The organism is Chitinophagales bacterium, assembly GCA_013816805.1.
In the GTDB taxonomy this organism is placed as follows: domain Bacteria; phylum Bacteroidota; class Bacteroidia; order Chitinophagales; family UBA10324; genus MGR-bin340.
Map to the genome: position 1 here is coordinate 179,168 of JACDDS010000004.1, position 21,567 is coordinate 200,734.

Here is a 21,567-nt window from a genome sequence, read left to right on the forward strand (position 1 = left end):
CGAAAATTTTGATAAAGGTAAAATAACCTGTTAGCCGAATGGCATTTAGATTAGGTCAAAAGCTGACTCCTTATGCTTCTGGTTTCGAAGGAAAATGGTGCTTAATACAACTGGGGAAATTAACAAAGAGTAAACAGGTGGAAAACCTAACGATACTTTAAGGAATATTTTCCAGGGCCACAAATAAACAGCGCCACCATAACCACCAGCATTTCTGCAGGCCATGCCCAGTTATAAAAATCAATACCGTCTTTCAATCCAGATAATATTGCAATGATCATAATAAAAGCAAGCAACAGGCACGCAGGCCTGAATAAAATTCCTGTCATTAATAATAGACCACCCAATGATTCACCGAGGGCTGCGCATAATCCCCAAAAAGCCGGAGCGAACGTTATTCCAAGGTTAGACATGTTGCTGCCTATATGCGTCCAGGTTTCCGTACCTCCTTTCAATTTTAAAAATCCATGCCCTAATAAATATGATAACCCCAGGCCAACCCGGAGAATAAGAAGACCAAGGTCCTTGTTATCTAAAAATAGTTTTTTTGCCATTGTTTAAATTTTTGAAATCAATACTTTTTCAATTACATCATTTCCGAAATGATAAGGAATGTTGTTGTAAGAATTAATTGGCTTTGTGATGATGAGATTTGCTTGTTTACCTACTGTAATACTCCCCACCTCAGGCCCCATTTCCATAGCGAAAGCTCCATTTAATGTCGCTGCATTTATAGCTTCTTCCGGGGTCATTTTCATTTGTATACAGGCAAGCGAAACCACAAAACCCATTCGTCCGGAAGGAGAGGAGCCGGGATTATAGTCAGAAGCAAGGGTAACAGGCAATCCTTCATCAATCATTTTCCTTGCAGGCGGGTATTGCATACGAAGGAAAAAAGCGGCGGAAGGAAGGAGCGTTGGAATGGTATTGGAGATTTTTAAACAATTTATTTCCTCATCACTCATTGCCTCAAGGTGATCAACAGATATGGCACTATTCCGAACTCCCGCCTGTACACCACCCGAAAGATTTAATTGGTTGGCATGAATCTTTGGCTTCAACCCGTATTTCCATCCAGCCTTTAAAATCAGATTTGTTTCTTCTTCAGAAAAAAATCCTTTCTCACAAAATACATCACAGTAATCAGCGAGACTTTCTTCAGCAATCTTTGGCAACAGATCTTCAATCAGCAATTTGATATAATCGTTCCTTCGCCCATTATATTCAAGAGGCAAAGCATGCGCGCCAAGGAAGGTAGCCTTTACTGGGATAGGGGAAAGGTTTTTTAATTTTTTGATCACCCTGAGCATCTTCAATTCGCCATCATAAGAAAGCCCATAACCGCTTTTGATTTCCACAGCCCCGGTGCCATAATTTTTTATTTCCTCAATTCGCTCCAACGCCTTTTCCAATAAAACTTCTTCAGAAGTTTCATTTAATTTTTTAGCAGAATTTAAAATTCCACCACCTTTGGAAGCAATCTCTTCATAAGTTGCGCCCTTCAGCTTGTCTATAAATTCATTCTCACGTGTATCAGCGAAAACGAGATGGGTATGTGAATCACAGTAACAAGGCATTACGATTCGTCCGGAGCAGTCAATAGTATCTTCTCTTGAGGAAGTTACAGATTCTAAAGTCTGCATCGTTCCGAATGAAGCAATTCTTCCCTTTACTACCTGCAGCCAGGCGTTGTCAATAGAAGGCAGCTCTTTTAATGCTGCACCTTTCAGTATTGTGGTTTCAGCCGGACGTATACCGATTAAACTTTTAATATTTTTGAGCAGGTAATCCATTATTAAAATCGGTTGAAGATACTTTAATAAATAATTCACATGGCGGGAAATACAATTGGTAAAATTTTCAGAGTAACTACTTTTGGAGAATCGCATGGAACCGGAATTGGAGCGGTGGTAGATGGTTGCCCTGCAGGCTTAGAAATTTCTATAGAAGACATTCAAAAAGATCTGGACCGAAGAAAACCCGGACAATCGCACATCACCACACAGCGAAAAGAGAGTGACACCGTGCAAGTGCTCTCAGGTATTTTCAATAATAAAACATTAGGTACTCCGATTGCACTTTTCATTCCTAATGAAGATCAGCGATCAAAGGATTATGATCACATTGAAGATGCCTACCGGCCTTCGCACGCCGACTTTACCTACCAGGTGAAGTATGGTTTTCGCGATCACCGGGGTGGTGGAAGGTCTTCGGCCCGCGCCACTGCGGCGGTAGTTGCAGCTGGCGGGATTGCAAAACAGGTACTGCATCAATCATCTATATTATCAGGAGCCTTTGTATCACAGGTTGGCACAATTAAATCTGCTATAGAAAATCCACAATCAGAAAGTGATTTTAAGCTGTTAATGAATCGCTCTGAAACCACCATTGTTCGCTGTCCTGATGAAAAAAAATCGGGAGAAATGATCGAATTGATAGAAGCAGTTCGCAAAGAAGGCGATACGGTGGGTGGAGTAGTCACTTGTATCATTAAAAACGCTCCGGTTGGCTTGGGCGAACCATTATTCGACAAGCTGCAGGCCGACCTTGCTAAAGCTATGTTCTCTATTAATGCTGTTCACGGCTTTGAATATGGAAGCGGCTTCGAAGGTGCATCGAAACGTGGCTCAGAAAATAACGATGAGTTTTATTCCGAAGGAGAAAAAATATTAACAAGAACGAATTTTTCAGGTGGAATACAAGGTGGTATTTCGAATGGAATGGATATCTTTTTCAGGGTTGCCTTTAAGCCGGTGGCTACTATTGTAAAAGCGCAGGAATCCGTAAATATGAAAGGCGAGTCAGTGGAGGTGAAGGGGAGAGGAAGACACGATCCGTGCGTGGTCCCCAGGGCAGTGCCGATAGTAGAAGCCATGGCAGCGATAGTGATGGCTGATTACTTGTTGAGGAACAGGGCTTCGAAGATTTAAAATTATATTCTCCACAGTACTCTATAATTTCGCCATTAGAGAAACTATTAAGGAGGAGAAAAGCGTTTCGAAGTAATCCCTCATCATTGATGCACCCGCAACGGAGAAGCAATCCTCACCATACTAGCTATGATTAATAATTTCTTTTCCTTTTCTTTTTGGCTTGAATAAAGCGTTCGACTCAATCTTGCCGGCATTACCAGGTTCCAGGCGTTCAGGTTTAAGCAAACGATTAATTCAACATCATAATTATTACAGAATTCTTAGTCGTTGCCTGAATATGCTTGTTTAACAAGATCATTTTCCTCTTCATGGTTATTGATTTCAGATGCAGTTCTATGCATCGTACTCTTGCATCTCACAAATAAATTTTTCAACCATGTTCCTCTTCAAACAAAATATTTTCCTATTAATAGCAGCAATACTGGCCTTTACCGCCTGCACTAAAAATAATGATCTCCAACCCTCATCTCAGGAAGAAATTGCTCTTAAAGGCGGCAGCGGAGGAGGTGGTAATAATACCGGGTTCTTACAGAGTGTTGTACCGGGTGGAGCTGCTAATTTAATCAGTGGCAAAACTGACAGCATATTCGTGAGCTTCACACAGCCCGCCCCTGCAGCCGGCTGGACACTAACATTAACCAGCAGCAACGCAGCAGTAACTGTCCCTGCTACGTTTTTTGTAAAGGCAGGCCTGACTTCTGTATATGTGCCTGTATCTGCTTCCACTGTAGCGAGTGCTGTGAACGTAACGATCACCGTGAAGCTTTCTGCGCAGTCAAAATCCACTACCATCAAATTGTTTCCTTTAACTTATTCCTCGTTCCCGGCTCCGCAGCTACAGTCACCTGGGAATGGATCTAAATTTGGCCTCCAGCTTCTGGTGACTTTTGACTGGAACGATAACAACAATGCTTACTTGTATGATTTCCAGGTAAGCAAGGATGCAAATTTTTCAGCGGTTCTGCTCGAACTTTATCTGCCTACATCCATCTATCCTACCAATTGGTTCGATGGTACCGGAACACGCTATTGGCGCGTCTGTTTCCTCGATGCCAGCCAAAACGGCGGCCCCTGGTCACAGGTGAATAATTTTGAAATAAAGCCGCAGTAGATTCTATATTCTTGATATATCTGAGCCCTGTATTTTTTGCAAGGCTCAGATTTTTTTTTTGCTGAAACTCGCCGAAGGTTAATGGTTAAATTTCAGGTGGTAGCTGTAATCGTAGCCGAATCAATTTGCATGAATCTGTGGACCTTATTTACATCGATCCTCCGTTTAAAAGCAACAGGAATTATGAAGTGTTCTGGGGCGAGGCTCAGGAAGAAGCGAGCTTCCAACGACCGCTTTGGGGATGCCAAAGCATACATTCATTATATGCGCCCGCGTGTGAAGGAGCTTACCGGGTTTTGAAGAAAACAGGAAGTTTTTATTACCACTGCGACTGGCATGCATCACATTATGTGAAGGTGATGCTGGATGAGATTTTTGGAGTGAATTTTTTTCATAATGAAATAACCTGGAAGCGTTCGGATTCTCATAATGATGCCTAGAAACAGTTCGCAGTTATCAGTGATTATATTTTCTTCCATTCAAAAACTGATAAATATAGGTTCAATAAACAATACACTGAGCATAATCCAAAGACTCTTAAAGAGTGGTATTTATTTCTTGAATTACCTGATGGTTCAATTCGGAAGTTAACTAAAGATGAAATCAGGATTCAACCGCTTCGCCACATTGGTGCGCCTAGCCGGAAGTGAATATTTATTTCTTCGCCAATATGATCTCTATGGTTTTATATTCCCTTCCATTGGTCATTTTATACATCTCGATCCTTTGATGGGTATCGTCTGTAAAAGTGATGACTTCACGATATTGTATATTCTTTCCTGGAATGGCATCCCCTGCAATTCCCTTAAATTCAATGCTTTTTCCATCGGTGCTAGGTTTTCCTTCGAGGTAATTGATATTCGAATTCATATTATCTATCCATACGCTTTGAAAAGTGCCTTTCTTTAAATCATAGCCAATCGTATTTATACCATCGTAGGCCATCTCCATCACTGTGCCCGTATAGCGCGACGTCATAAAGAGATTATTCATGATCATATCACGATGAACTGTTAACGGGAAGCTCATTGATTCTGCTGTAGTATCCATCCACATAATGTACTCTGCCTGCCAGTCACCGGCATATTTTGCCATTGCCTGCATTGGGAATTGAGCACGTGCTTGAAGTACCGAAATCAAAATAATAAATGAGGTTATAAAAAGCTTTAAAGTTTTCATCATTAATAGGTTTTCTTTTTTTTTTAAATAATTATTCTGTAACTGGTACAGCCACATCAATTTCTGAGCTGCTGTTTTCAGGAATAGTATAAGGAATGCCTCCTGTTACACGCTGGTTAAGCGTAGTATCGAAGCCACTCATGTAAAGGTAGTAATCACCACACTTAATGTTTGGAATATGTACGTGATCTTCACCCGCCTCTCCTGCAATAACCAGGTCATAGTTTGATGCACCAGTTCCCGGAAATTGCTGCGTATTAAACTCTACAAAGGCAGTATCAAAATAATTAGTGTGACTTAAAACAGGTTTTCCATGGTGTTGAGGAAATGCGACCAATGTAATGGTTCCACCAATTCCTGCAGAACATTTATCTGATTTCTTACAGGAAACAAGGGATAATACAAAGAACATAGAGAAACAAGCAGTTGAGAATATAATTTTGTTTTTCATAATAAATTATGCCTGATTGTAAATTTAATTAGAGGTGACTGAATAAGGATCTACACTCACTTCAGTGCGGTATCCCGGAAGGAATTCTAATAAATTCATATCGATAATTCTAATGAAACCATTTTTACCACCACATTCCGAAGTATGGTGTGGGGGAGGACCATTTGGATCAATATTCCTGTTAGAGATGTAGACTTTTTCGTTTTCATCATCTACAGCTACACCATGGGGCTGGAATAATTCTGATTGAAGCACTTTCACTACTTCCAGTGTATTATAGTCCAGCACATAAACCGATCCCCGACATGCCGGCTGACCACAAGGATCTTGCATGCAGGTTACAAACAAATAAGGATGCACTTTAGAAACAGACATTTCAAGAGGATATGTGCCGACAGGAATTACCTTTATCAGCGTATCTGTTGCGGCATCCATAACGCGCACTTCATTAGATGCCTGGCACGTTACAAAATATTTCGATTCATCCGGCGATAGTAAAATCTCATGTGGATCGTAAGTATTGGGAATGGTGTTAGGCTGTTGCCCTGGCTTTATCACTGTTTTTTGCACATCAGGAAAAAGCGGATCGGTAATGTCGATCTTGTTTATGTAGTTGCCATATTGCGAGGTTACATAAAGCGTGGTGAAGGAACTGTTTACGGCGCTTCCGTGCGGCCATGAAAACAGATCTGAACCTGAATACGTTTTCAGAACTTTCATATTTTCCAGATCCACATAAACCACTTTGCCCTGGTCTTCCCAATCCACTGCAAATGCATATTTGCTATCAGCCGAAAAACACATGGTATTCCATGATCCTACTCCAATATCTATGTCACCCACATGAGTATCGTCTGAAGTTCGGAATTTCTGCATGACCGTGCTTGCTACAAATATCACATACCAGTATTGTCCATCCGGCGAAACACGTATCTGATGAGGTGTTTCAATATTATCTGAAATCCCAACTTTAATGTAGCGCATAGCAAGCAGGGTTTTAGAATCGAAAACTGTCACTTCATCGCATCCCTGATTTGCCACATAAAATTTTTTCCGGTTGGGATCGTCAGAAAATGCAACTGTTCCTTCACTGTTTGGTGCGCCTGCATCAATCCAGTTTTTCAGGGTATTGTATTCATCATCTGAAAGAGGAGGCCGGAGATACGGCATGGTCGGTTTAAGCGAAATGCCCCGGGTAGAATCCGTGTTTACAAAGAACATTACATAGCTTTCATCTGATCGATATGGGATTACTACAGAGCCGCCGCTTCCTCCTTCAAACAAGTGTGTCCAGGTGCTCATATCCAGGCTACCTGCACCAAGCTTTGAGGCAGTATTATGGCAGCCGGTAACTGAGCATTTTGTATCAACTATTTTAGCTACATCTGCCGGATAATCAGATGGAATTATAGTGGAAGAATTATCTTTTTTACACGAAGAAAAAATAACAGTGCTATAAAGAATAACTGTAATAAAAAAAAATTTCATAGAATTTTATCATTTATTAACGAAAGGAAGCCAAGCGAGACCTGAAACAGATAGTCTTCAACTAACTGAATGCCGGATAAAATCATTTACAGGAGGTCGAACCTAACATTTACTTTTTGTCTTTGTATTTTAAACGAAGCTGCTTTTTCTTGAAATTAATAATCGCATTGTACTGGACTAATAAATCGCATCCAATTACTCCCTGAATTGACGGCAGCTTAATAACACCGTAGGTTTCATTAACGTGTTTTAAGTCCAGCACTGCCACTATGTATGGACTAACCCGTATGCTACCTAATGTAAGACTTTTCATTCTTGTAAACTCACTTTGGATAGTATTTGTACCAACTCCGGTGGTGAGCTGATCTGTTTGTTCCAAACGCAATTCCGGAATTTTTTCAGAAATGAAATTTTTATCAATAACTGTTTTTGATGCACCGGTATCAATTAATAATCGAACACTGTGATTACCGATAGTTCCATTAAGAAAAATGTGATGACCATCTTCCTGCAGAGCCAGTATTTCGAGGGGTACCTTTATTTTTTTTACCATTTTATATGGCTTCAAAGCTACCCTGTATTTCTAATAAATGGCAATGGACGCATTAAATTACTATTCAGAATAATGCAAGTGCGGAGCATCTAATGATTCATGCTGATGGTATTTTAATTAGGTGAACCAGCTTTTACTCTTCATTAAATAAACCTGTTTCTTCATCCATACTTGATATAGGGCACGGATATTTTTTACAATTATTTCAGGTATACCAATTGAATAATAAACCTAAAATAAAACTATGGCTAAATATTCAAAGAAAGCTGGTGAAAGCGTTGAAACAGCAATGCATAAAGAAAAGGAAGGAACTTTAAAGAGCGGAAGAAGCGGAAGAAGGTAACCAACCCTAAACAAGCAATCGCTATTGGCCTTTCTGAAGCGCGTGCAAAAGGAGAACAGGTTCCAAAGAGAAGCAGTGCTTCTGAAAATTCTTCAAAAGGCAAAGCCAAATCTACCAGTGATAAATCAGCAAAAACTTCTTCTAAAAAGTAATTGTGAAGGGCTGAAGTGTGAGGAGAAGAGCAGTAAATGCACTAGTAAAACCTTGAAAAAAGCTAAACTCCTTTCCATTTACTTATTGATTTTTATTCTTCCGTACGGATCTTTTGTGGCTTCATCAATCGGAGGTACTTCCCGGCCTCCCCACGTGGCATATTGGCGTGTAAATTCTGCCCCGAAAAAAAGTATCATACTGGAATAAGAGAGCCAGAGCATGATTAAAACAATTGAACCCGCTGCCCCAAATGCGGTAGCGGGAGGGAATTTACCGAAGAATATTCCTAAAGCTTCCTTACCAAGCGAAAAGAGAATAGCGGTAACAATGGCACCTATCCACACATCCTTCCATTGAATTTTTGCGTCTGGCAGAAACTTGAACATCAGCGCAAACAGCACTGTAACAAATCCAAAAGTGATAATGAAATTAATGATTTGCAAAAGCACAACTGCCACCTCAGGGAGGCGGGAAGTTAACCACACACCGAAGAAAGAAATTACAGTAGTAATCACTAAAGAAACCAATAATAAAAAACCGAGCGTTAACACCAACCCAAATGATAAAATACGCACTTTCAACAATTTAAGAAATGCCTTACCGGGCGAAGGTTTAACTTCCCATATCATATTTAATGATTTCTGAAGTTGAACAAAAACCCCGGTAGCTCCCATAAGCAGAATGACAACTGCAAGAATGGTGGCAATTACAGTTTTATCACTGATAGCAGCATTTTTAATCATTTCCTCAATTTGCTTTGCCGCATCGGTACCCATCACATTGCTAAATTGTCCTGACAATTTCCCGGTGACCGCCTCTTTACCCCAGATTTTTCCTGTTATGGCTACAATAATAACCAGCAGGGCAGGAAGAGAAATAATTGCATAATAGGCAATAACGGCACTTTGGCGCGAGGGATCCTGCGCCATCCATGCTTTTGCAGTCTTTTTTAAAATGGGCCAGGTATGCGATAATTTAGAGAAGGGTGATTTTAATTCTTCTTGCACCTTTTTAATATCTTCTCTATCTTTTGTATGGTTATCAGTCTTCATTATATATTGATTATGGAATTTTTCTGAACACTTAATGATATTTCTATGCCATTGTCACCATAGCAAATTAATGCTATTGCACGATGTTTTACCTTATCAACTATAACATGATATAAGCATTAAATATGGAATCATTAAAAGAAGATGACGGAATTCATGGCCCTGCCTCAAAAAAAACGATACTCAAAAGGTCTGAATAGGTACTTACTTTGGCCATACGGCGCTTTTTCCGGCAGCTTATATTCTCTTTGGCCTGCACATGTTTCATCTTCTTGGATCGTATGAATTACTTTTTCAGAAAATAATATCAGGATGTCTCTTCTCCATCATTCTGCTGATAGTTGCCAAATTAATGGAAATGGTAATTTCAAAAAAATCACATACCGTTTCTGCCAGGTATAATTTATTGAAAGTGGTAAGATTAGTAGAAATTTTAATTATTGCCTCCGAGGTGGCAGGATTTTACGCTTCCCGAATTCTTGCTGCAATCGCATATTTATAATTACTCCTGGAAAAAATTTCCATTTATATGGAATGAGATTCCAATACATATTGCGTATGAAAGCGAACTGGAATGTGTAGAAACTAATGAGGAAAGTCGCTTTAAAAGAACTGGGTCCTGAAATGGAACAAAATATTCGAACTTTTAAAGAACTTGCAAAGCTTACACCGATAGATGAAGTACAGATTAAGGATTAATCCTTTATCTATTTCGAACAAATACAGATACCTGGGTTGAGGGTCTAATTACCTATTTGGTAGAACCAAAAAAGGCAGCAAGCATTCGTAGCAATCTTATTAAAAAAATCATCTCCGGCTTTTAAACAACCTGATAAGGTTATGTTTCAAAAAAGTAATTCAAGATAATGATTTTTGGAACGCATTTACTGTTTGCAATGAGTATTTATTTCAACAACATTTGTACTATCGGAATTTATTTCCTCAACAGTTACTATTAATGTATTCTTTCTATACTTATTACTGCGGCACAATATTTATATTTATAAGATCTTATCATTCACTTAAAAAAAACAATCATGGAGAAAAAAAGCAGTCGTGGCGAATCCGCTTCTGGGAAAAAACAACCTGTCAAAAAATCATCTGGAATGGGTGAAAAATCAATGGATCAGGGCGCAATGGATGACCGTTCAATGGAACAAAAATCAATGCTTGAAGAATTTTTTGTTGATGAATTAAAAGATATTTATTGGGCAGAAAAACATCTTTTGAAGGTGTTGCCCAGAATGGCTAAAGCAGCCACTACCGATGAATTAAAAGAACTTATGCAGGAACATCTTCAGGTTACACAAGAACAGATTTCGAGATTAGAGGAAGTATTTGAAATAATGGAAAAGAAGCCACAGGCGAAGAAATGTGAGGCAATGGAAGGAATAACGAAAGAAGGGGAAGGCATTGTTGAAGATACAGAAGCAGGCTCGCTTACCCGTGATGTTGGACTTATTATGGCTGCTCAAAAAGTAGAGCACTATGAAATTGCCACTTATGGCGGCTTAGCGCAACTTGCAAAAACTTTAGGCCGTGAAGATGTGGCAGAACTTCTTGAAGAAACTCTTAATGAAGAAAAAGAAGCTGACGAAAAGCTTACTTCAATTGCTGAGAACAACATAAATTTTGATGCCAGCGGGGAATAGGTGATCAGTAATATATTTTACGGGATCGACAGGTAATTTAATTTATCTGCGATCCCGTAGTATTTTATTTCAGCTTTAATATCTATGTCTGAAAAAGACCGTCGATAATCAAGTGCAATTTGATCTTTCTTTATAATATAATTATCGTCTTTTACAGTTATAAATTATACTTATGAAGAAAAAACAACCGCATAAAATAACCGGGTTTTTTGACAGCTTTTCAGCAAAAGTTACTAAAGCAACTGGTCGGCCTTCCGCCTTTTTAACAGCGTTGCTTATTGTGATTATTTGGGCTGCAACAGGCCCTATTTTTAAGTTTTCAGATACTTGGCAATTAGTAATTAATACCAGCACAACAATAATTACATTTTTAATGGTTTTTATCATTCAGCAATCACAGAATAAGGATACTATGGCGCTCCAGCTGAAGTTAAATGAATTAATAGCATCAGATACAGGTTCCAGTAACAGACTGATCGATATTGAGGATTTGACAGAAGATGAACTTCAGGCACTGAAAAAATTTTATATTCTTCTTGCAAAAAAATCCGCTAAAGAAAATGATATTCACACTTCACACTCCCTTGGTGAAGCGGAAACCAGGCATCGTGTTAAGCAGCAGAAAACTGCTTCCCCCAAGAGAAAAGAGCAACAGTAACTCCGATATTTTGCCCATGTTTAAGTCCCGCATGTTTATTTAAAAAGTTGGTATAATATTTAACTTTAAATCATTCAAACAAAAAATATTTATTATGAAACAAAACGAAAAGGACCAGCAGTCCGGTAAATCCGGAAGCGGTAAATCTTCTCAGGGCAAAGGCAATGATTCAAAAAAAGGTGGCAGCTCAAAAGGTGGGGGAAGTTCTAAAAAACAGGGATCCAATGATAGTGACGATGATGATGACTCATCGAAAAAAAAGGGTGGTGAGCGTTCAGGGTCCGGCGCTTCCGGAAACAATAGAAAATAACAGTTATTGTTTTTAACAAGCCAGAAGAAAAGTTTTCTTTTGGCTTTTTTCGTTATATACAGAAACTCTATAGGTTTCTTTAGATATGTCGCTCTAAATTAATTGGGTATAGAAAGCCCCTTTATACGTAGAAATCTGTACCCAGAGCGTAAATATTCAATCCAGCTTAAAAAATTAATACATCGAAAAAAAGGCCGGGTGCTCTTGGCATGCGCTTAGACTACTAAACGGTTTAAATTTGCGCTGTTTATAAATTATAATGAATGATTAATTCGTTTGAACAACTTCCATTATTATGCTTTAGCCATTTAAGATGGGATTTTGTATATCAGCGCCCTCAGCATCTTCTATCACGTTTTGCTTTACATCAACCCGTTTTTTATATTGAAGAATCAATCTGTGATAGTGATCATAATTATTTCGAGACTTACCACCGCGGTGATAATCTGAAGATAATCGTTCCCCATATAGTTAAAGAGGCAACTGTTGAGGATAGTTTAGCAATTCAAAGAGATTTGCTTGATGAATGGATGGAAAAAGAAATTGAAGATAAATATCTCTTATGGTATTATACTCCTGCTGCTTTAGCATTTACGAAACATCTGTCACCGGAAATAATTATTTATGACTGCATGGATGAACTCTCAGCCTTTTTACATGCACCCGCCGAACTTAAGGCTTTAGAAAATGAATTATTTGATCGGGCAGATATCGTTTTTACCGGTGGAAAAAGTTTGTTTGAATCAAAAAGGAAGAAGCATTCGAATGTATATCTTTTTCCCAGCAGCGTGGATAGTGAACATTTTAAACATGCCCGGGCTATAAATCAAGAACCTGCTGACCAAATTAAAATCAGCGAACCTAAAGCAGGATTTGCAGGAGTAATTGATGAACGTATGGACCTGCATTTATTGAAGGATTTGGCTGATAAATGCCCTGAATGGAATTTTATAATGATCGGACCCGTTGTGAAAATTGATGTTGAGGCGCTTCCTAAAGCACCTAACCTGCATTACCTTGGCATGAAAACATATAATGAGCTGCCGGCATATATGTCAGGTTGGAAATTCGGTCTGTTACCGTTTGCATTAAATAAATCAACAGCATTTATAAGTCCTACTAAAACCCCGGAATACCTGGCGGCCGGTTTAGAGGTTATTTCTACACCAATTCAAGATGTAGTGAACATTTATGGAAAAAAGAGGTTAGTATATATAGCTACAAATGGTGAAGAATTTAAAGATTTTCTAAATAAAGAGTTAAGTTTAAAAGAATCCGAAACCTGGAAAAATGAAATAGAAATATTGCTGGAAGAAAATTCCTGGAATGGTACCTGGGAGAAAATGAACGACATTATATATAAGAAAGAGATATTTAAAACAACAAAAACTGAGCTGCATGAAATATGATTATTTAATTGTGGGAGCCGGTTTCGCCGGCAGTGTATTAGCGGAAAGGCTAGCCTCCATTGCCAATAAAAAAGTTTTATTAATTGATAAAAGAAACCATATTGGTGGTAATACTTTCGATTTTTATAATGAAGATGGAATTTTAGTTCATAAATATGGCCCTCATATTTTTCATACGAATTCCAAGGATGTGTTTGTTTATTTGTCACAATTTACCGCATGGCGTCCTTATGAACATAGAGTTCTTGCGAGTGTTGACGGGCAACTGGTTCCTGTACCAATTAATTTAAATACCATTAATCAACTTTATGGATTACACCTTACAGGGAAACAGCTTGCAGAGTATTTTGCTTTACAGGCAGTTTCTATACCGCAGGTAAAAAATTCGGAGGATGTGGTTGTGAGCCAGGTTGGGAGAGAATTGTTTGAAAAATTTTTCCTGGGCTATACAAAAAAGCAGTGGGGTATGGAACCCAAAGATCTTGATCCAAGTGTAACTGCCCGCTTACCTGTTCGCTATAACAAAGACAACCGGTATTTCACTGATGTATATCAGGCGATGCCTTTACATGGTTTCACTGCACTGTTCAGTAAGATGCTGGATCATCCTAATATTCACCTTATGTTGAATACGGATTATAAGGATCTTGTCAATATTATTCCACACAAAAAATTAGTCTACACAGGACCTATTGATGAATTTTTTGACTATGAATATGGAAAATTGCCTTACCGGTCTATCGATTTTCAATTTCAAACTCTTGAGACGGACCAGTATCAATCTACGGCTACTATAAATTTTCCTAATGAACATTTGTACACCCGTATAACTGAGTTTAAGCAGCTAACAGGTCAACAGCACCATAAGACTACAATAGTTTTTGAATATCCAAACGATGAAGGAGATCCCTATTATCCTGTACCTAAACCTGAAAATACAGAATTATTGAATAAATATCGTTTACTGATTAAGGAAGTGCCTGATACTTATTTTGTAGGAAGATTAGCCACGTATAGGTATTATAATATGGACCAGGTAGTAGCACAGGCATTAACACTTTTTAAGAAATTGTTTACGCCTCAGGAAGAAAAATTAATCTATAGCGAGCGTTTCCACATTGGAACAGTACTTACGGAACCTAAGTAAATAGTCCGTTTGTACTCTTGAAATTATTTTGGTGTAATAAGAAATTACTGGTGTAAATTATAGCTGTGCTATGAAGTAGTCTTGAAGAATTATTATAGTAAGCTGAGGATTATTTTATTTGCACTAATATCAGTACGAAGTAATTTTTCTGCATTCTTCCGCACAACGCTGGCATGCTTCAGAACATCGTTTACAATGCTCCATGTCAATATGATTACTGCATTCTGAAGCACAGTCGTCACATATTTCTGCGCAAATACTGCAGAGCACAGGAGCATATTCACTGCTTCGCATAATCATTTGTGCAGTAAGCATACATGCAGCGCTGCAGTCCTGATCAAGGCGAATACATCTTGTAAGGTTTGCCATATTACCGGATATACATGCCAAGGCGCATTCTTCGCAGCGCGCAGCACAATCAAGCAATGCTTTCAGCACGTTTTCATAGGTCTGGTTTTCCAAAACGTTGGCTTTTTATATTATAAAATATTTGCCTCATTATCCATTGGCGCAACGGACGAGCCTCCCTTATAATCGCCATGTGATTCATCGGTCTGCCGTGACCTTTTGCTATTTATCAAATAGTAATAAGCTGAAAACTTTCCGGAGCCTTTAATAAATACCATAACTAAAAGAAGCAATACTATTAATGATAGAATTAATTCACCTATTCGGGCACCTCCCGTATGCAAATTCACTAAAAAAATTGCACCCAATACAATTGGAATTTGAATAAGTGCTGCCGCACGCGATGCAAGTCCTGCAACAATTAAAAATCCGCACAGGAGATGGACAATAGATATTACATGCACCAAAACGACACTGTTTATCCCAAAGTTTGTATTCAGAATATTTAATAAAAACGACGTATCTGCTATAAAAACAAATCCTTTAAATATTAGAATAAGACCCAAAACTATACGAAATACATCCATCCATGGAGAATGATGCTTTTCACTCCAGCTTTCCAATCTATCAAATAGTTTCATGCAGTTTGGTTTAGAATTAATATTGATGCCGTTGTAATAATCTGGTGTGCAAAATACCAAAAAAAATACATAAAAAAACCCTCTTTGAGGAGGGTTTTTTTATTAAAGCCTTAGCTCACGTTATCTGTTGCGGCGGGATCTTCTGCGCTCTCTGCGTGAATTCCTATCAGAGTCATTATTATCATCATCCTTCATTCTGGAACCGGAGTTTGAAGAATGGTCATCATATGAATCCATGTCGTTGTTATTTTCATATTCATCTTCATCATAGTCGGAAGAGCCGGAGTCTTCAAATCGGCCACTGCGATAAGAACTTTCATCATCCCAATCCTGATGTCCTCTCATTCCTGAACTACCTTCATTTCCATAACCCCTGCTACCGTAACCGTACTCTTCACCTTGTCTTCCTCTTCCACCACTCCGTGAGCCATATCGGGATTCTTCATTTTCTCCACCACCATAACCTCCCTGGCCGTATCCTGAACCTCCACCAAATCCACCCTGACCAGATCCGGAACCACCCCCATATCCACCTTCACTTCCCTGTCTGCGGCCGGAACCATAACCACCTTGTCCTCTTTGCGAACCATAGCCACCCTGATCGCGGCCGCCGCCTCTTTGTCCTCTATCCTGATTCCAGCTGGAACCACCACCACCTTGCTGCCGTCCACCCTGATCTCCACTATGGCCTGATCCGTATCCACCTTGTCCGTAGCTACCGCCTCTTTCTTGCTGATGTTCGTTCCATCCACCTTGTTCTCTGCCTTGATTTGATCCTCCGCCCTGGCCATAGCTTCCACCTTGCCCGCTCTGTCCTCTTTCCTGATTCCAGCCACCTTGTTCTCCTCCGCGACCACCTTGGCCATAGCTTCCCCCCTGGCCACTTTGACCTCTTTCCTGATTCCAACCGGAACCTCCACCACCTTGTTGCCATCCACCCTGTTCATAACCTGAACCATATCCTCCTTGTCCAAATCCACCCCCTTGTCCTCTTTCCTGATTCCAGCCACCCTGACCCGAACCGTATCCACCTCCTTGTGAAAAACCACCTTGACCTCTTTGCTGGCCCCATTCTGAACCACTTTCCTGGTTCCGCCCACCTTGTTGCATGCCTTGTGATCCACGTTCACCCTGACTACTTTGGCTTCCCGGCTTTTCATTCTGTTTATTTCCTGAGCCCTGATTCTTTTGCTTATTGGATTGGGTAGAACCAGAACCTTTTTCCATTTTTGAACCAGTCTCTTTTGACTGCTTGCCTAAACCAGAATTGAAAGACTGATTTTCTTTTTCAGCATTTTTAAATGGCTGATTTTCACCCTGACCCTTCATTTCATTTTCATTGCGATTTTCTGAGCTCACATCAAATGAACCTTGTTGCGAGGTAGTTTTTTGACTTTGTTCCTGTTTGTTTTTCTCAGCGCCAGGAACAGTGCTCTTTGAGGATTCATTATCATCCTCACGGCTTTTTTTGTTCTTATTGTTGCTCATGATTTTAAAATTTTGAGTGATTTAAAATATGTAAAGAGAGTATAATCTTCTATGAATATTATGCCAACATGCATACCATTACCATTAAATAAATCTCCTCAATAAGTGTAGAATTTTGTACTCAGGGAAGGGGAATGCTGCACCCAAAATATTAGAATATATTATAAAGCTTAACTGTCTATGCTACCACTTTCATATTGTCGAAAACATCCATTACTTCCTTAACAGCAGTTGCGGAGTCATTGAGCAATTTCATTTCCTCTTCATTCAAATCGAGAGGTATAATTTGTTCAATACCATTTCGCCCAAGCTTAACCGGAACTCCGAGATATATATTTTTAAGCCCATATTCACCATTTAACAAAGCGCAACATGGGTAGATTCTTTTCTCGTCCTTAACAATAGCCTCAACCATTTGTGCTGCTGCAGCACCAGGAGCATACCATGCCGAGGTTCCTAAAAGATTTACAATTTCGCCACCTCCCTTTTTCGTTCTATCAATTATTTCGTCCAGCTTATATTTTGCAATCATTTCGGTGACAGGAATTCCCCCTACGGTGGTATAGCGTGGGAGAGGAACCATGGTGTCTCCATGGCCTCCCATAAGCACAGCCTGTATATCTTTTGGTGAACAATCCAAAGCTTCAGCAAGAAATGCTTTATAGCGGGCAGTATCCAGGATGCCTGCCATACCAAACACTTTGCTTGATGAAACCTTAGCTGACAGGTAAGCACAGTAAGTCATTACATCCAATGGATTGGAAACAACGATGATCACTGTGTCAGGGGAATACTTAATTACCTGCTCGGTTACGCTTTTTACAATTCCTGCATTGGTCGAGATCAAATCATCCCGGCTCATACCCGGCTTGCGGGGCAGTCCGGATGTTATTACCACAACATTGGAATTGGCAGTTGCCGAGTAATCATTTGTAGTACCCTTTACCCGGGTACCTGACATATTTATAGGCGATGTTTGCCAGATATCAAGTGCCTTTCCTTCAGCAACATCTTTTTTTATATCAAGTAATATTACCTCGTTAACATAATCATTTCGGGCTATCACATCGGCGCAGGTTGACCCTACATTTCCGGCACCTACTATTGTTACTTTCATGAGAGTGATTTTTTTATCAGAGTGCGTAAAAATAGAAAACAATAATTATCGGGAGGGAATAACAAATTGAATTTCTAATGTGGAATTAAGGTATAGTTCGATAAAATCAGAAGTCATTTACAGATTGCTAAATTCCAATTTTATCACTGACTTCTTTCTTCAATGCATTTCGTTCAACATATTGAATAATTACTTTGGCTATATCGATGCCGGTGGCCTGCTCAATGCCTTTTAAGCCTGGAGAAGAGTTTACTTCTAAAATCATCGGACCGCGTGATGACCTTAACATATCTACCCCGGCCACCTTCAACCCCAGCACATCTGCTGCCCGGAGCACAGAAAGCTCTTCTTCTACAGAAAGTCGGATCGGAACTCCTGTACCTCCACGATGGATGTTGGATCGAAATTCACCCGGCCCTCCCTGCCTTTTCATAGCTCCGATAACTTTTCCATCCACTACAAGAGCGCGAATATCTGCACCATTAGCCTCCTTAATAAATTCCTGAATTAAAATATATATATCCTGACCAAGGAATGCTTCAATAATTGATTTTGCACCACGGTTTGTTTCAGCAAGAACTACCCCGATTCCCTGTGTGCCTTCCAAAAGCTTAACAACAAGGGGAACGCCACCAACCATCTTGATAAGATCATCTACCTTTCGTGAATTATCAGCAAAGATTGTTTTGGGTATGCCTAACCCGGCGCGGGAGAGCAGCTGCAAGCTCCTTAATTTATCACGGGAACGCACAATAGCCTGCGATTCATTTGCTGAAAATATCCGCATCATTTCAAATTGCCTAACCACAGCAGTACCATAAAACGTTACGGATGCACCGATACGCGGAATTACAGCATCCACTTCTTTAATTTCAGTGCCTTCATAATGAATGGATGGCTTGCTCTTCTCGATGGAAACATAACATTTAGTATGATCCAGCACCAGCACCTGGTGCTGTAATTCTTTTGCAGCCTGTAGGAGCCTTGCTGTGGAATAAAGCTTTGGATTACGGGAGAGGATAATAATTTTCATCTGCTGAATTGCCGTCAATAATTTATAATCACTTTAATAAAACCAATAAAATTAATATAGCCTTTACTGTAGCCGATCTTTTTTTGTACCCGGTTTATATGGTTTTTCAGCGTTAACCTGCTTTTTAATTTTTTCACGGTAAGATAAGTTTTGCCTGGTAACGTCGACTATAAAATGATCTCTTAGTAATTTCCTTCCAAGCAATACCGGGAATTTCATTGAAGAGCGGTTGGTTAACGCTAATTCTATAATGTAGTTTTCCCCAAAAAGATTAATTACAGTATTTATAGAGTACCGGTACTCTATCTGGCCAAATGAATTTTTTACCTGCTTACTCGCAAACACTTTTCCCTCTTTTGTAATCGGCATTTCCTTATCATAAATGGTAAAACTGACGTAGTGATCATTTTGCGAATAAAAAGCCATTACATTTTCACAGTGTATGGAACTGGTATAGGCACCACTATCTATTTTAGCCTCAATATTATAAAGATCCAGTTCGGGAAAATCCACTTTATCTGTACGGCCTATAATGTGCCTGAAGTCTTTTTTCATTGTATAAAGAAAAATAAATCTAAGATACGCAGAGACAGCAATAACGTTTAATGCAGTTGTGAAGGCTTTCATCAAATTGTATCTTTGCATTAGCATGAGCAAGCATGGAAAAGTATTGGTAGCAATGAGCGGTGGCATCGACAGTACCGTTGCAGCAGTTATGCTGCATAATGAAGGTTATGAAGTTGTGGGCATTACCATGAAAACCTGGGACTATGCAGTAAGCGGAGGCTCTAAAAAAGAAACCGGATGCTGTAATCTTGATTCGATGAATGATGCACGGCAAGTAGCAGTAGATTTGGGATTTCCTCACTATATAGTTGATATCCGCGAAGAATTCAGTAGCGCCGTCATCCAGGATTTTGTGGATGAATACATTGCAGGTCGTACTCCAAACCCCTGCGTGCTTTGTAATACACATATAAAATGGACTGCATTGATCTGGCGTGCCAGGCAAATGGATTGTGAATTTATTGCTACAGGACATTATGCAAGGGTTCGCGATGAGAATAACCGTTACGTTATTTCTAAGGGCATAGATGAATCGAAAGATCAGTCTTATGTATTGTGGGGTATTACTCAGGAAAATTTAGCATTGAGCCGTTTTCCATTAGGCGGATTTCGCAAGGCAGAAATACGCAGCATGTGTATGGAGTGGGGCTATACTGATCTGGCTAAAAAAAACGAATCTTATGAAATTTGCTTTATACCGGATAATGATTACCGTGGATTTTTGAAGCGAAAAGTTTCCGGCCTGGAAGATAAAGTTGCCCATGGAATTTTTATCAATACTAAAGGCGAGACTATTGGAAGCCATGATGGATATCCATTCTATACAATAGGTCAGCGGAAGGGATTAGGAACTGCTTTTGGCAAGCCTATTTTTGTGACGGATATTTTAGCCGAAACGAATACAGTGGTACTAGGGGAGGAGGAAAACTTAATCAGAAATGTAATGGAGGTAGGCAAAATAAATCTTCAGAAATATAATGATATCGAAGATGGCATGGATGCCATTGTAAAAGTCCGGTATAAAGATGCAGGCGCTCCCTGCAGGTTATACCGTAATAAAAATAATATTCGGGTAGAGTTTAAGGAGTATGTGAAAGCAATTGCACCTGGTCAGTCCGCTGTGTTTTATGAAGGAAATGATGTAATAGGTGGAGGAATTATTTATTCAGGCCTTAAAAATTAATTCGGATAGGTAATTATAGAAATGCAAAAAATCTATTTCTGTTGGATTTTATTGTTTATAGTTGCTATGTCCTCCTGTAAAAAAAAAACATTTACGCCTGAATTAAATATATCGGATAGAAATTATTTTCCATTATGGGTTGGGAAATATATTATTTATGATGTCGACTCAATTGTGTACAGCAGCTTTTTCAGCAGGACCGATTCCTTCCATTATCAAATTCAGGAATTAATTGATACAGCCTTCACAGATGGCTCCGCAAATACTGTTTACAGAATTGTAAGGAGCAAAAGAAATGATGAGACAAGCGCATGGAATGTTACTGATATCTGGTCAGCAAGCCTTACTGCAAATTCGGCTGAAAAGGTAGAAGAAAATTTACGGTTTATAAAGCTTGTATTTCCGATATTTTTAAATGAAAGCTGGAAAGGCAACAGTAAAATATTAATTGATAGTTCTACGGATTACTTATCAGATTGGAATTATGAATATACTTCAGTTAATGTAACGTCAGCTATAAATTCTTTCACATTTGATTCCACGGTAACTGTGTTGCAGCATGATGATGAAAATGCAATTCAGAAAATATTCTATGAAGAAAAATATGCGAAAGGAGTAGGATTGATTTATAAAGAAGCTGCTCACATAGAAACGCAGCCCGGTTCTTATCCTGATGGAACGGTGTATAGAATGAGCATTAAAGAATTTAATTAGGAAAGTTTCCAGCCAGTTAAATTTTACGTACGAACCA

The 21,567-nt window shown here is 39.2% G+C and carries 24 protein-coding genes and 1 pseudogene; 12 read left to right on the forward strand and 13 right to left on the reverse strand.

What is annotated here, in order from left to right:
- Positions 1-146: 146 nt before the first annotated feature.
- Both H0W62_04710 and H0W62_04715 read right to left on the reverse strand, forming a co-directional pair.
- The gene (locus H0W62_04710) at positions 147-554 is read right to left on the reverse strand and encodes a DoxX family protein (protein MBA3647842.1); all 408 of its coding nucleotides are present in this window, start codon (positions 552-554) and stop codon (positions 147-149) included.
- 3 nt (positions 555-557) lie between these two features.
- Positions 558-1,793, reverse strand: a complete 1,236-nt coding sequence (locus H0W62_04715) for an imidazolonepropionase (GenBank protein MBA3647843.1) — start codon at positions 1,791-1,793, stop codon at positions 558-560.
- A gap of 39 nt (positions 1,794-1,832) precedes the next feature.
- Between H0W62_04715 and aroC the strand changes: the two genes are divergently transcribed.
- The 3 genes from aroC to H0W62_04730 all read left to right on the forward strand — a co-directional run bounded on the left by aroC (position 1,833) and on the right by H0W62_04730 (position 4,484).
- Positions 1,833-2,930 (forward strand): chorismate synthase, encoded by a 1,098-nt coding sequence (gene aroC, locus H0W62_04720; protein MBA3647844.1) that lies wholly within the window; start codon positions 1,833-1,835, stop codon positions 2,928-2,930.
- A 379-nt stretch (positions 2,931-3,309) separates the two neighbouring features.
- A complete protein-coding gene (locus H0W62_04725; protein ID MBA3647845.1) occupies positions 3,310-4,044 on the forward strand; it encodes a hypothetical protein in 735 nt (244 codons plus the stop codon).
- A 137-nt stretch (positions 4,045-4,181) separates the two neighbouring features.
- Positions 4,182-4,484, forward strand: coding sequence for a hypothetical protein (locus H0W62_04730; GenBank protein MBA3647846.1), 303 nt, complete (start codon positions 4,182-4,184; stop codon positions 4,482-4,484).
- Positions 4,485-4,698: 214 nt separating this feature from the next.
- On the opposite strand, the gene H0W62_04735 is transcribed toward H0W62_04730, so the two are convergent.
- The 4 genes from H0W62_04735 to H0W62_04750 form a co-directional block, all read right to left on the reverse strand.
- On the reverse strand, positions 4,699-5,226 hold the full coding sequence (locus H0W62_04735; protein MBA3647847.1) for a DUF1579 family protein: 528 nt from the start codon (positions 5,224-5,226) through the stop codon (positions 4,699-4,701).
- A 28-nt stretch (positions 5,227-5,254) separates the two neighbouring features.
- Complete coding sequence (locus tag H0W62_04740; GenBank protein MBA3647848.1) at positions 5,255-5,674, reverse strand: hypothetical protein; 420 nt, start codon at positions 5,672-5,674, stop codon at positions 5,255-5,257.
- A gap of 24 nt (positions 5,675-5,698) precedes the next feature.
- Complete coding sequence (locus H0W62_04745) at positions 5,699-7,162, reverse strand: hypothetical protein (GenBank protein MBA3647849.1); 1,464 nt, start codon at positions 7,160-7,162, stop codon at positions 5,699-5,701.
- Between the two features lie 109 nt (positions 7,163-7,271).
- Entirely contained in the window at positions 7,272-7,715 is a 444-nt protein-coding gene (locus H0W62_04750; protein MBA3647850.1) for a clan AA aspartic protease, read from the reverse strand.
- 244 nt (positions 7,716-7,959) lie between these two features.
- Between H0W62_04750 and H0W62_04755 the strand changes: the two are divergent.
- Positions 7,960-8,210 (forward strand): annotated as a pseudogene (locus H0W62_04755) (hypothetical protein).
- A 78-nt stretch (positions 8,211-8,288) separates the two neighbouring features.
- On the opposite strand, the gene H0W62_04760 reads toward H0W62_04755, so the two are convergent.
- On the reverse strand, positions 8,289-9,263 hold the full coding sequence (locus tag H0W62_04760) for a YihY/virulence factor BrkB family protein (GenBank protein MBA3647851.1): 975 nt from the start codon (positions 9,261-9,263) through the stop codon (positions 8,289-8,291).
- A 259-nt stretch (positions 9,264-9,522) separates the two neighbouring features.
- Between H0W62_04760 and H0W62_04765 the strand changes: the two genes are divergently transcribed.
- The 6 genes from H0W62_04765 (at position 9,523) to glf (ending at position 14,439) form a co-directional block, all read left to right on the forward strand.
- The gene (locus H0W62_04765; GenBank protein ID MBA3647852.1) at positions 9,523-9,765 is read left to right on the forward strand and encodes a hypothetical protein; all 243 of its coding nucleotides are present in this window, start codon (positions 9,523-9,525) and stop codon (positions 9,763-9,765) included.
- Between the two features lie 604 nt (positions 9,766-10,369).
- Positions 10,370-10,915: a ferritin-like domain-containing protein gene (locus tag H0W62_04770; GenBank protein MBA3647853.1), complete on the forward strand. Its 546-nt coding sequence runs from the start codon at positions 10,370-10,372 to the stop codon at positions 10,913-10,915.
- 172 nt (positions 10,916-11,087) lie between these two features.
- Positions 11,088-11,573 carry a low affinity iron permease family protein gene (locus tag H0W62_04775; GenBank protein ID MBA3647854.1) on the forward strand — a complete coding sequence of 162 codons (486 nt, stop codon included), beginning with the start codon at positions 11,088-11,090 and terminating at the stop codon, positions 11,571-11,573.
- Between the two features lie 94 nt (positions 11,574-11,667).
- A complete protein-coding gene (locus H0W62_04780) occupies positions 11,668-11,883 on the forward strand; it encodes a hypothetical protein (protein MBA3647855.1) in 216 nt (71 codons plus the stop codon).
- Between the two features lie 263 nt (positions 11,884-12,146).
- Positions 12,147-13,292 (forward strand): glycosyltransferase family 1 protein, encoded by a 1,146-nt coding sequence (locus H0W62_04785; protein ID MBA3647856.1) that lies wholly within the window; start codon positions 12,147-12,149, stop codon positions 13,290-13,292.
- Positions 13,282-14,439 carry a UDP-galactopyranose mutase gene (glf, locus tag H0W62_04790; protein ID MBA3647857.1) on the forward strand — a complete coding sequence of 386 codons (1,158 nt, stop codon included), beginning with the start codon at positions 13,282-13,284 and terminating at the stop codon, positions 14,437-14,439. Before H0W62_04785 ends, glf begins: the two co-directional genes overlap by 11 nt.
- 129 nt (positions 14,440-14,568) lie before the next feature.
- Here the strand turns inward: glf and H0W62_04795 are convergent, their stop codons facing one another.
- The 6 genes from H0W62_04795 to H0W62_04820 form a co-directional block, all read right to left on the reverse strand.
- Entirely contained in the window at positions 14,569-14,808 is a 240-nt protein-coding gene (locus H0W62_04795; GenBank protein MBA3647858.1) for a four-helix bundle copper-binding protein, read from the reverse strand.
- A gap of 110 nt (positions 14,809-14,918) precedes the next feature.
- Positions 14,919-15,428 (reverse strand): DoxX family protein, encoded by a 510-nt coding sequence (locus H0W62_04800; protein MBA3647859.1) that lies wholly within the window; start codon positions 15,426-15,428, stop codon positions 14,919-14,921.
- Positions 15,429-15,548: 120 nt separating this feature from the next.
- Positions 15,549-16,916, reverse strand: coding sequence for a hypothetical protein (locus H0W62_04805; protein ID MBA3647860.1), 1,368 nt, complete (start codon positions 16,914-16,916; stop codon positions 15,549-15,551).
- 178 nt (positions 16,917-17,094) lie between these two features.
- On the reverse strand, positions 17,095-18,033 hold the full coding sequence (mdh, locus tag H0W62_04810; protein MBA3647861.1) for a malate dehydrogenase: 939 nt from the start codon (positions 18,031-18,033) through the stop codon (positions 17,095-17,097).
- Positions 18,034-18,160: 127 nt separating this feature from the next.
- On the reverse strand, positions 18,161-19,066 hold the full coding sequence (gene rimK / locus H0W62_04815; GenBank protein ID MBA3647862.1) for a 30S ribosomal protein S6--L-glutamate ligase: 906 nt from the start codon (positions 19,064-19,066) through the stop codon (positions 18,161-18,163).
- A gap of 63 nt (positions 19,067-19,129) precedes the next feature.
- Positions 19,130-19,621, reverse strand: coding sequence for an ATP-dependent zinc protease (locus H0W62_04820; protein ID MBA3647863.1), 492 nt, complete (start codon positions 19,619-19,621; stop codon positions 19,130-19,132).
- 94 nt (positions 19,622-19,715) lie between these two features.
- Here H0W62_04820 and mnmA point away from each other — a divergent pair, with 94 nt between their 5' ends.
- Entirely contained in the window at positions 19,716-20,816 is a 1,101-nt protein-coding gene (mnmA, locus tag H0W62_04825; GenBank protein ID MBA3647864.1) for a tRNA 2-thiouridine(34) synthase MnmA, read from the forward strand.
- 21 nt (positions 20,817-20,837) lie between these two features.
- Complete coding sequence (locus H0W62_04830; GenBank protein ID MBA3647865.1) at positions 20,838-21,530, forward strand: hypothetical protein; 693 nt, start codon at positions 20,838-20,840, stop codon at positions 21,528-21,530.
- The last annotated feature ends 37 nt before the right edge of the window (positions 21,531-21,567 follow it).

Coding starts and splice junctions, on each gene's coding strand:
- H0W62_04765 (MBA3647852.1), top strand. CDS start 9,523: ATGTTTCATCTTCTTGGATCGTATGAATTACTTTTTCAGAAAATAATA.
- H0W62_04800 (MBA3647859.1), bottom strand. CDS start 15,428: ATGAAACTATTTGATAGATTGGAAAGCTGGAGTGAAAAGCATCATTCT.
- H0W62_04740 (MBA3647848.1), bottom strand. CDS start 5,674: ATGAAAAACAAAATTATATTCTCAACTGCTTGTTTCTCTATGTTCTTT.
- H0W62_04715 (MBA3647843.1), bottom strand. CDS start 1,793: ATGGATTACCTGCTCAAAAATATTAAAAGTTTAATCGGTATACGTCCG.
- H0W62_04760 (MBA3647851.1), bottom strand. CDS start 9,263: ATGAAGACTGATAACCATACAAAAGATAGAGAAGATATTAAAAAGGTG.
- mnmA (MBA3647864.1), top strand. CDS start 19,716: ATGAGCAAGCATGGAAAAGTATTGGTAGCAATGAGCGGTGGCATCGAC.
- H0W62_04710 (MBA3647842.1), bottom strand. CDS start 554: ATGGCAAAAAAACTATTTTTAGATAACAAGGACCTTGGTCTTCTTATT.
- aroC (MBA3647844.1), top strand. CDS start 1,833: ATGGCGGGAAATACAATTGGTAAAATTTTCAGAGTAACTACTTTTGGA.
- H0W62_04735 (MBA3647847.1), bottom strand. CDS start 5,226: ATGATGAAAACTTTAAAGCTTTTTATAACCTCATTTATTATTTTGATT.
- H0W62_04795 (MBA3647858.1), bottom strand. CDS start 14,808: ATGGCAAACCTTACAAGATGTATTCGCCTTGATCAGGACTGCAGCGCT.
- H0W62_04775 (MBA3647854.1), top strand. CDS start 11,088: ATGAAGAAAAAACAACCGCATAAAATAACCGGGTTTTTTGACAGCTTT.
- H0W62_04830 (MBA3647865.1), top strand. CDS start 20,838: ATGCAAAAAATCTATTTCTGTTGGATTTTATTGTTTATAGTTGCTATG.
- H0W62_04805 (MBA3647860.1), bottom strand. CDS start 16,916: ATGAGCAACAATAAGAACAAAAAAAGCCGTGAGGATGATAATGAATCC.
- glf (MBA3647857.1), top strand. CDS start 13,282: ATGAAATATGATTATTTAATTGTGGGAGCCGGTTTCGCCGGCAGTGTA.
- H0W62_04725 (MBA3647845.1), top strand. CDS start 3,310: ATGTTCCTCTTCAAACAAAATATTTTCCTATTAATAGCAGCAATACTG.
- H0W62_04770 (MBA3647853.1), top strand. CDS start 10,370: ATGGGTGAAAAATCAATGGATCAGGGCGCAATGGATGACCGTTCAATG.
- H0W62_04785 (MBA3647856.1), top strand. CDS start 12,147: ATGATTAATTCGTTTGAACAACTTCCATTATTATGCTTTAGCCATTTA.
- rimK (MBA3647862.1), bottom strand. CDS start 19,066: ATGAAAATTATTATCCTCTCCCGTAATCCAAAGCTTTATTCCACAGCA.
- mdh (MBA3647861.1), bottom strand. CDS start 18,033: ATGAAAGTAACAATAGTAGGTGCCGGAAATGTAGGGTCAACCTGCGCC.
- H0W62_04780 (MBA3647855.1), top strand. CDS start 11,668: ATGAAACAAAACGAAAAGGACCAGCAGTCCGGTAAATCCGGAAGCGGT.
- H0W62_04820 (MBA3647863.1), bottom strand. CDS start 19,621: ATGAAAAAAGACTTCAGGCACATTATAGGCCGTACAGATAAAGTGGAT.
- H0W62_04745 (MBA3647849.1), bottom strand. CDS start 7,162: ATGAAATTTTTTTTTATTACAGTTATTCTTTATAGCACTGTTATTTTT.
- H0W62_04750 (MBA3647850.1), bottom strand. CDS start 7,715: ATGGTAAAAAAAATAAAGGTACCCCTCGAAATACTGGCTCTGCAGGAA.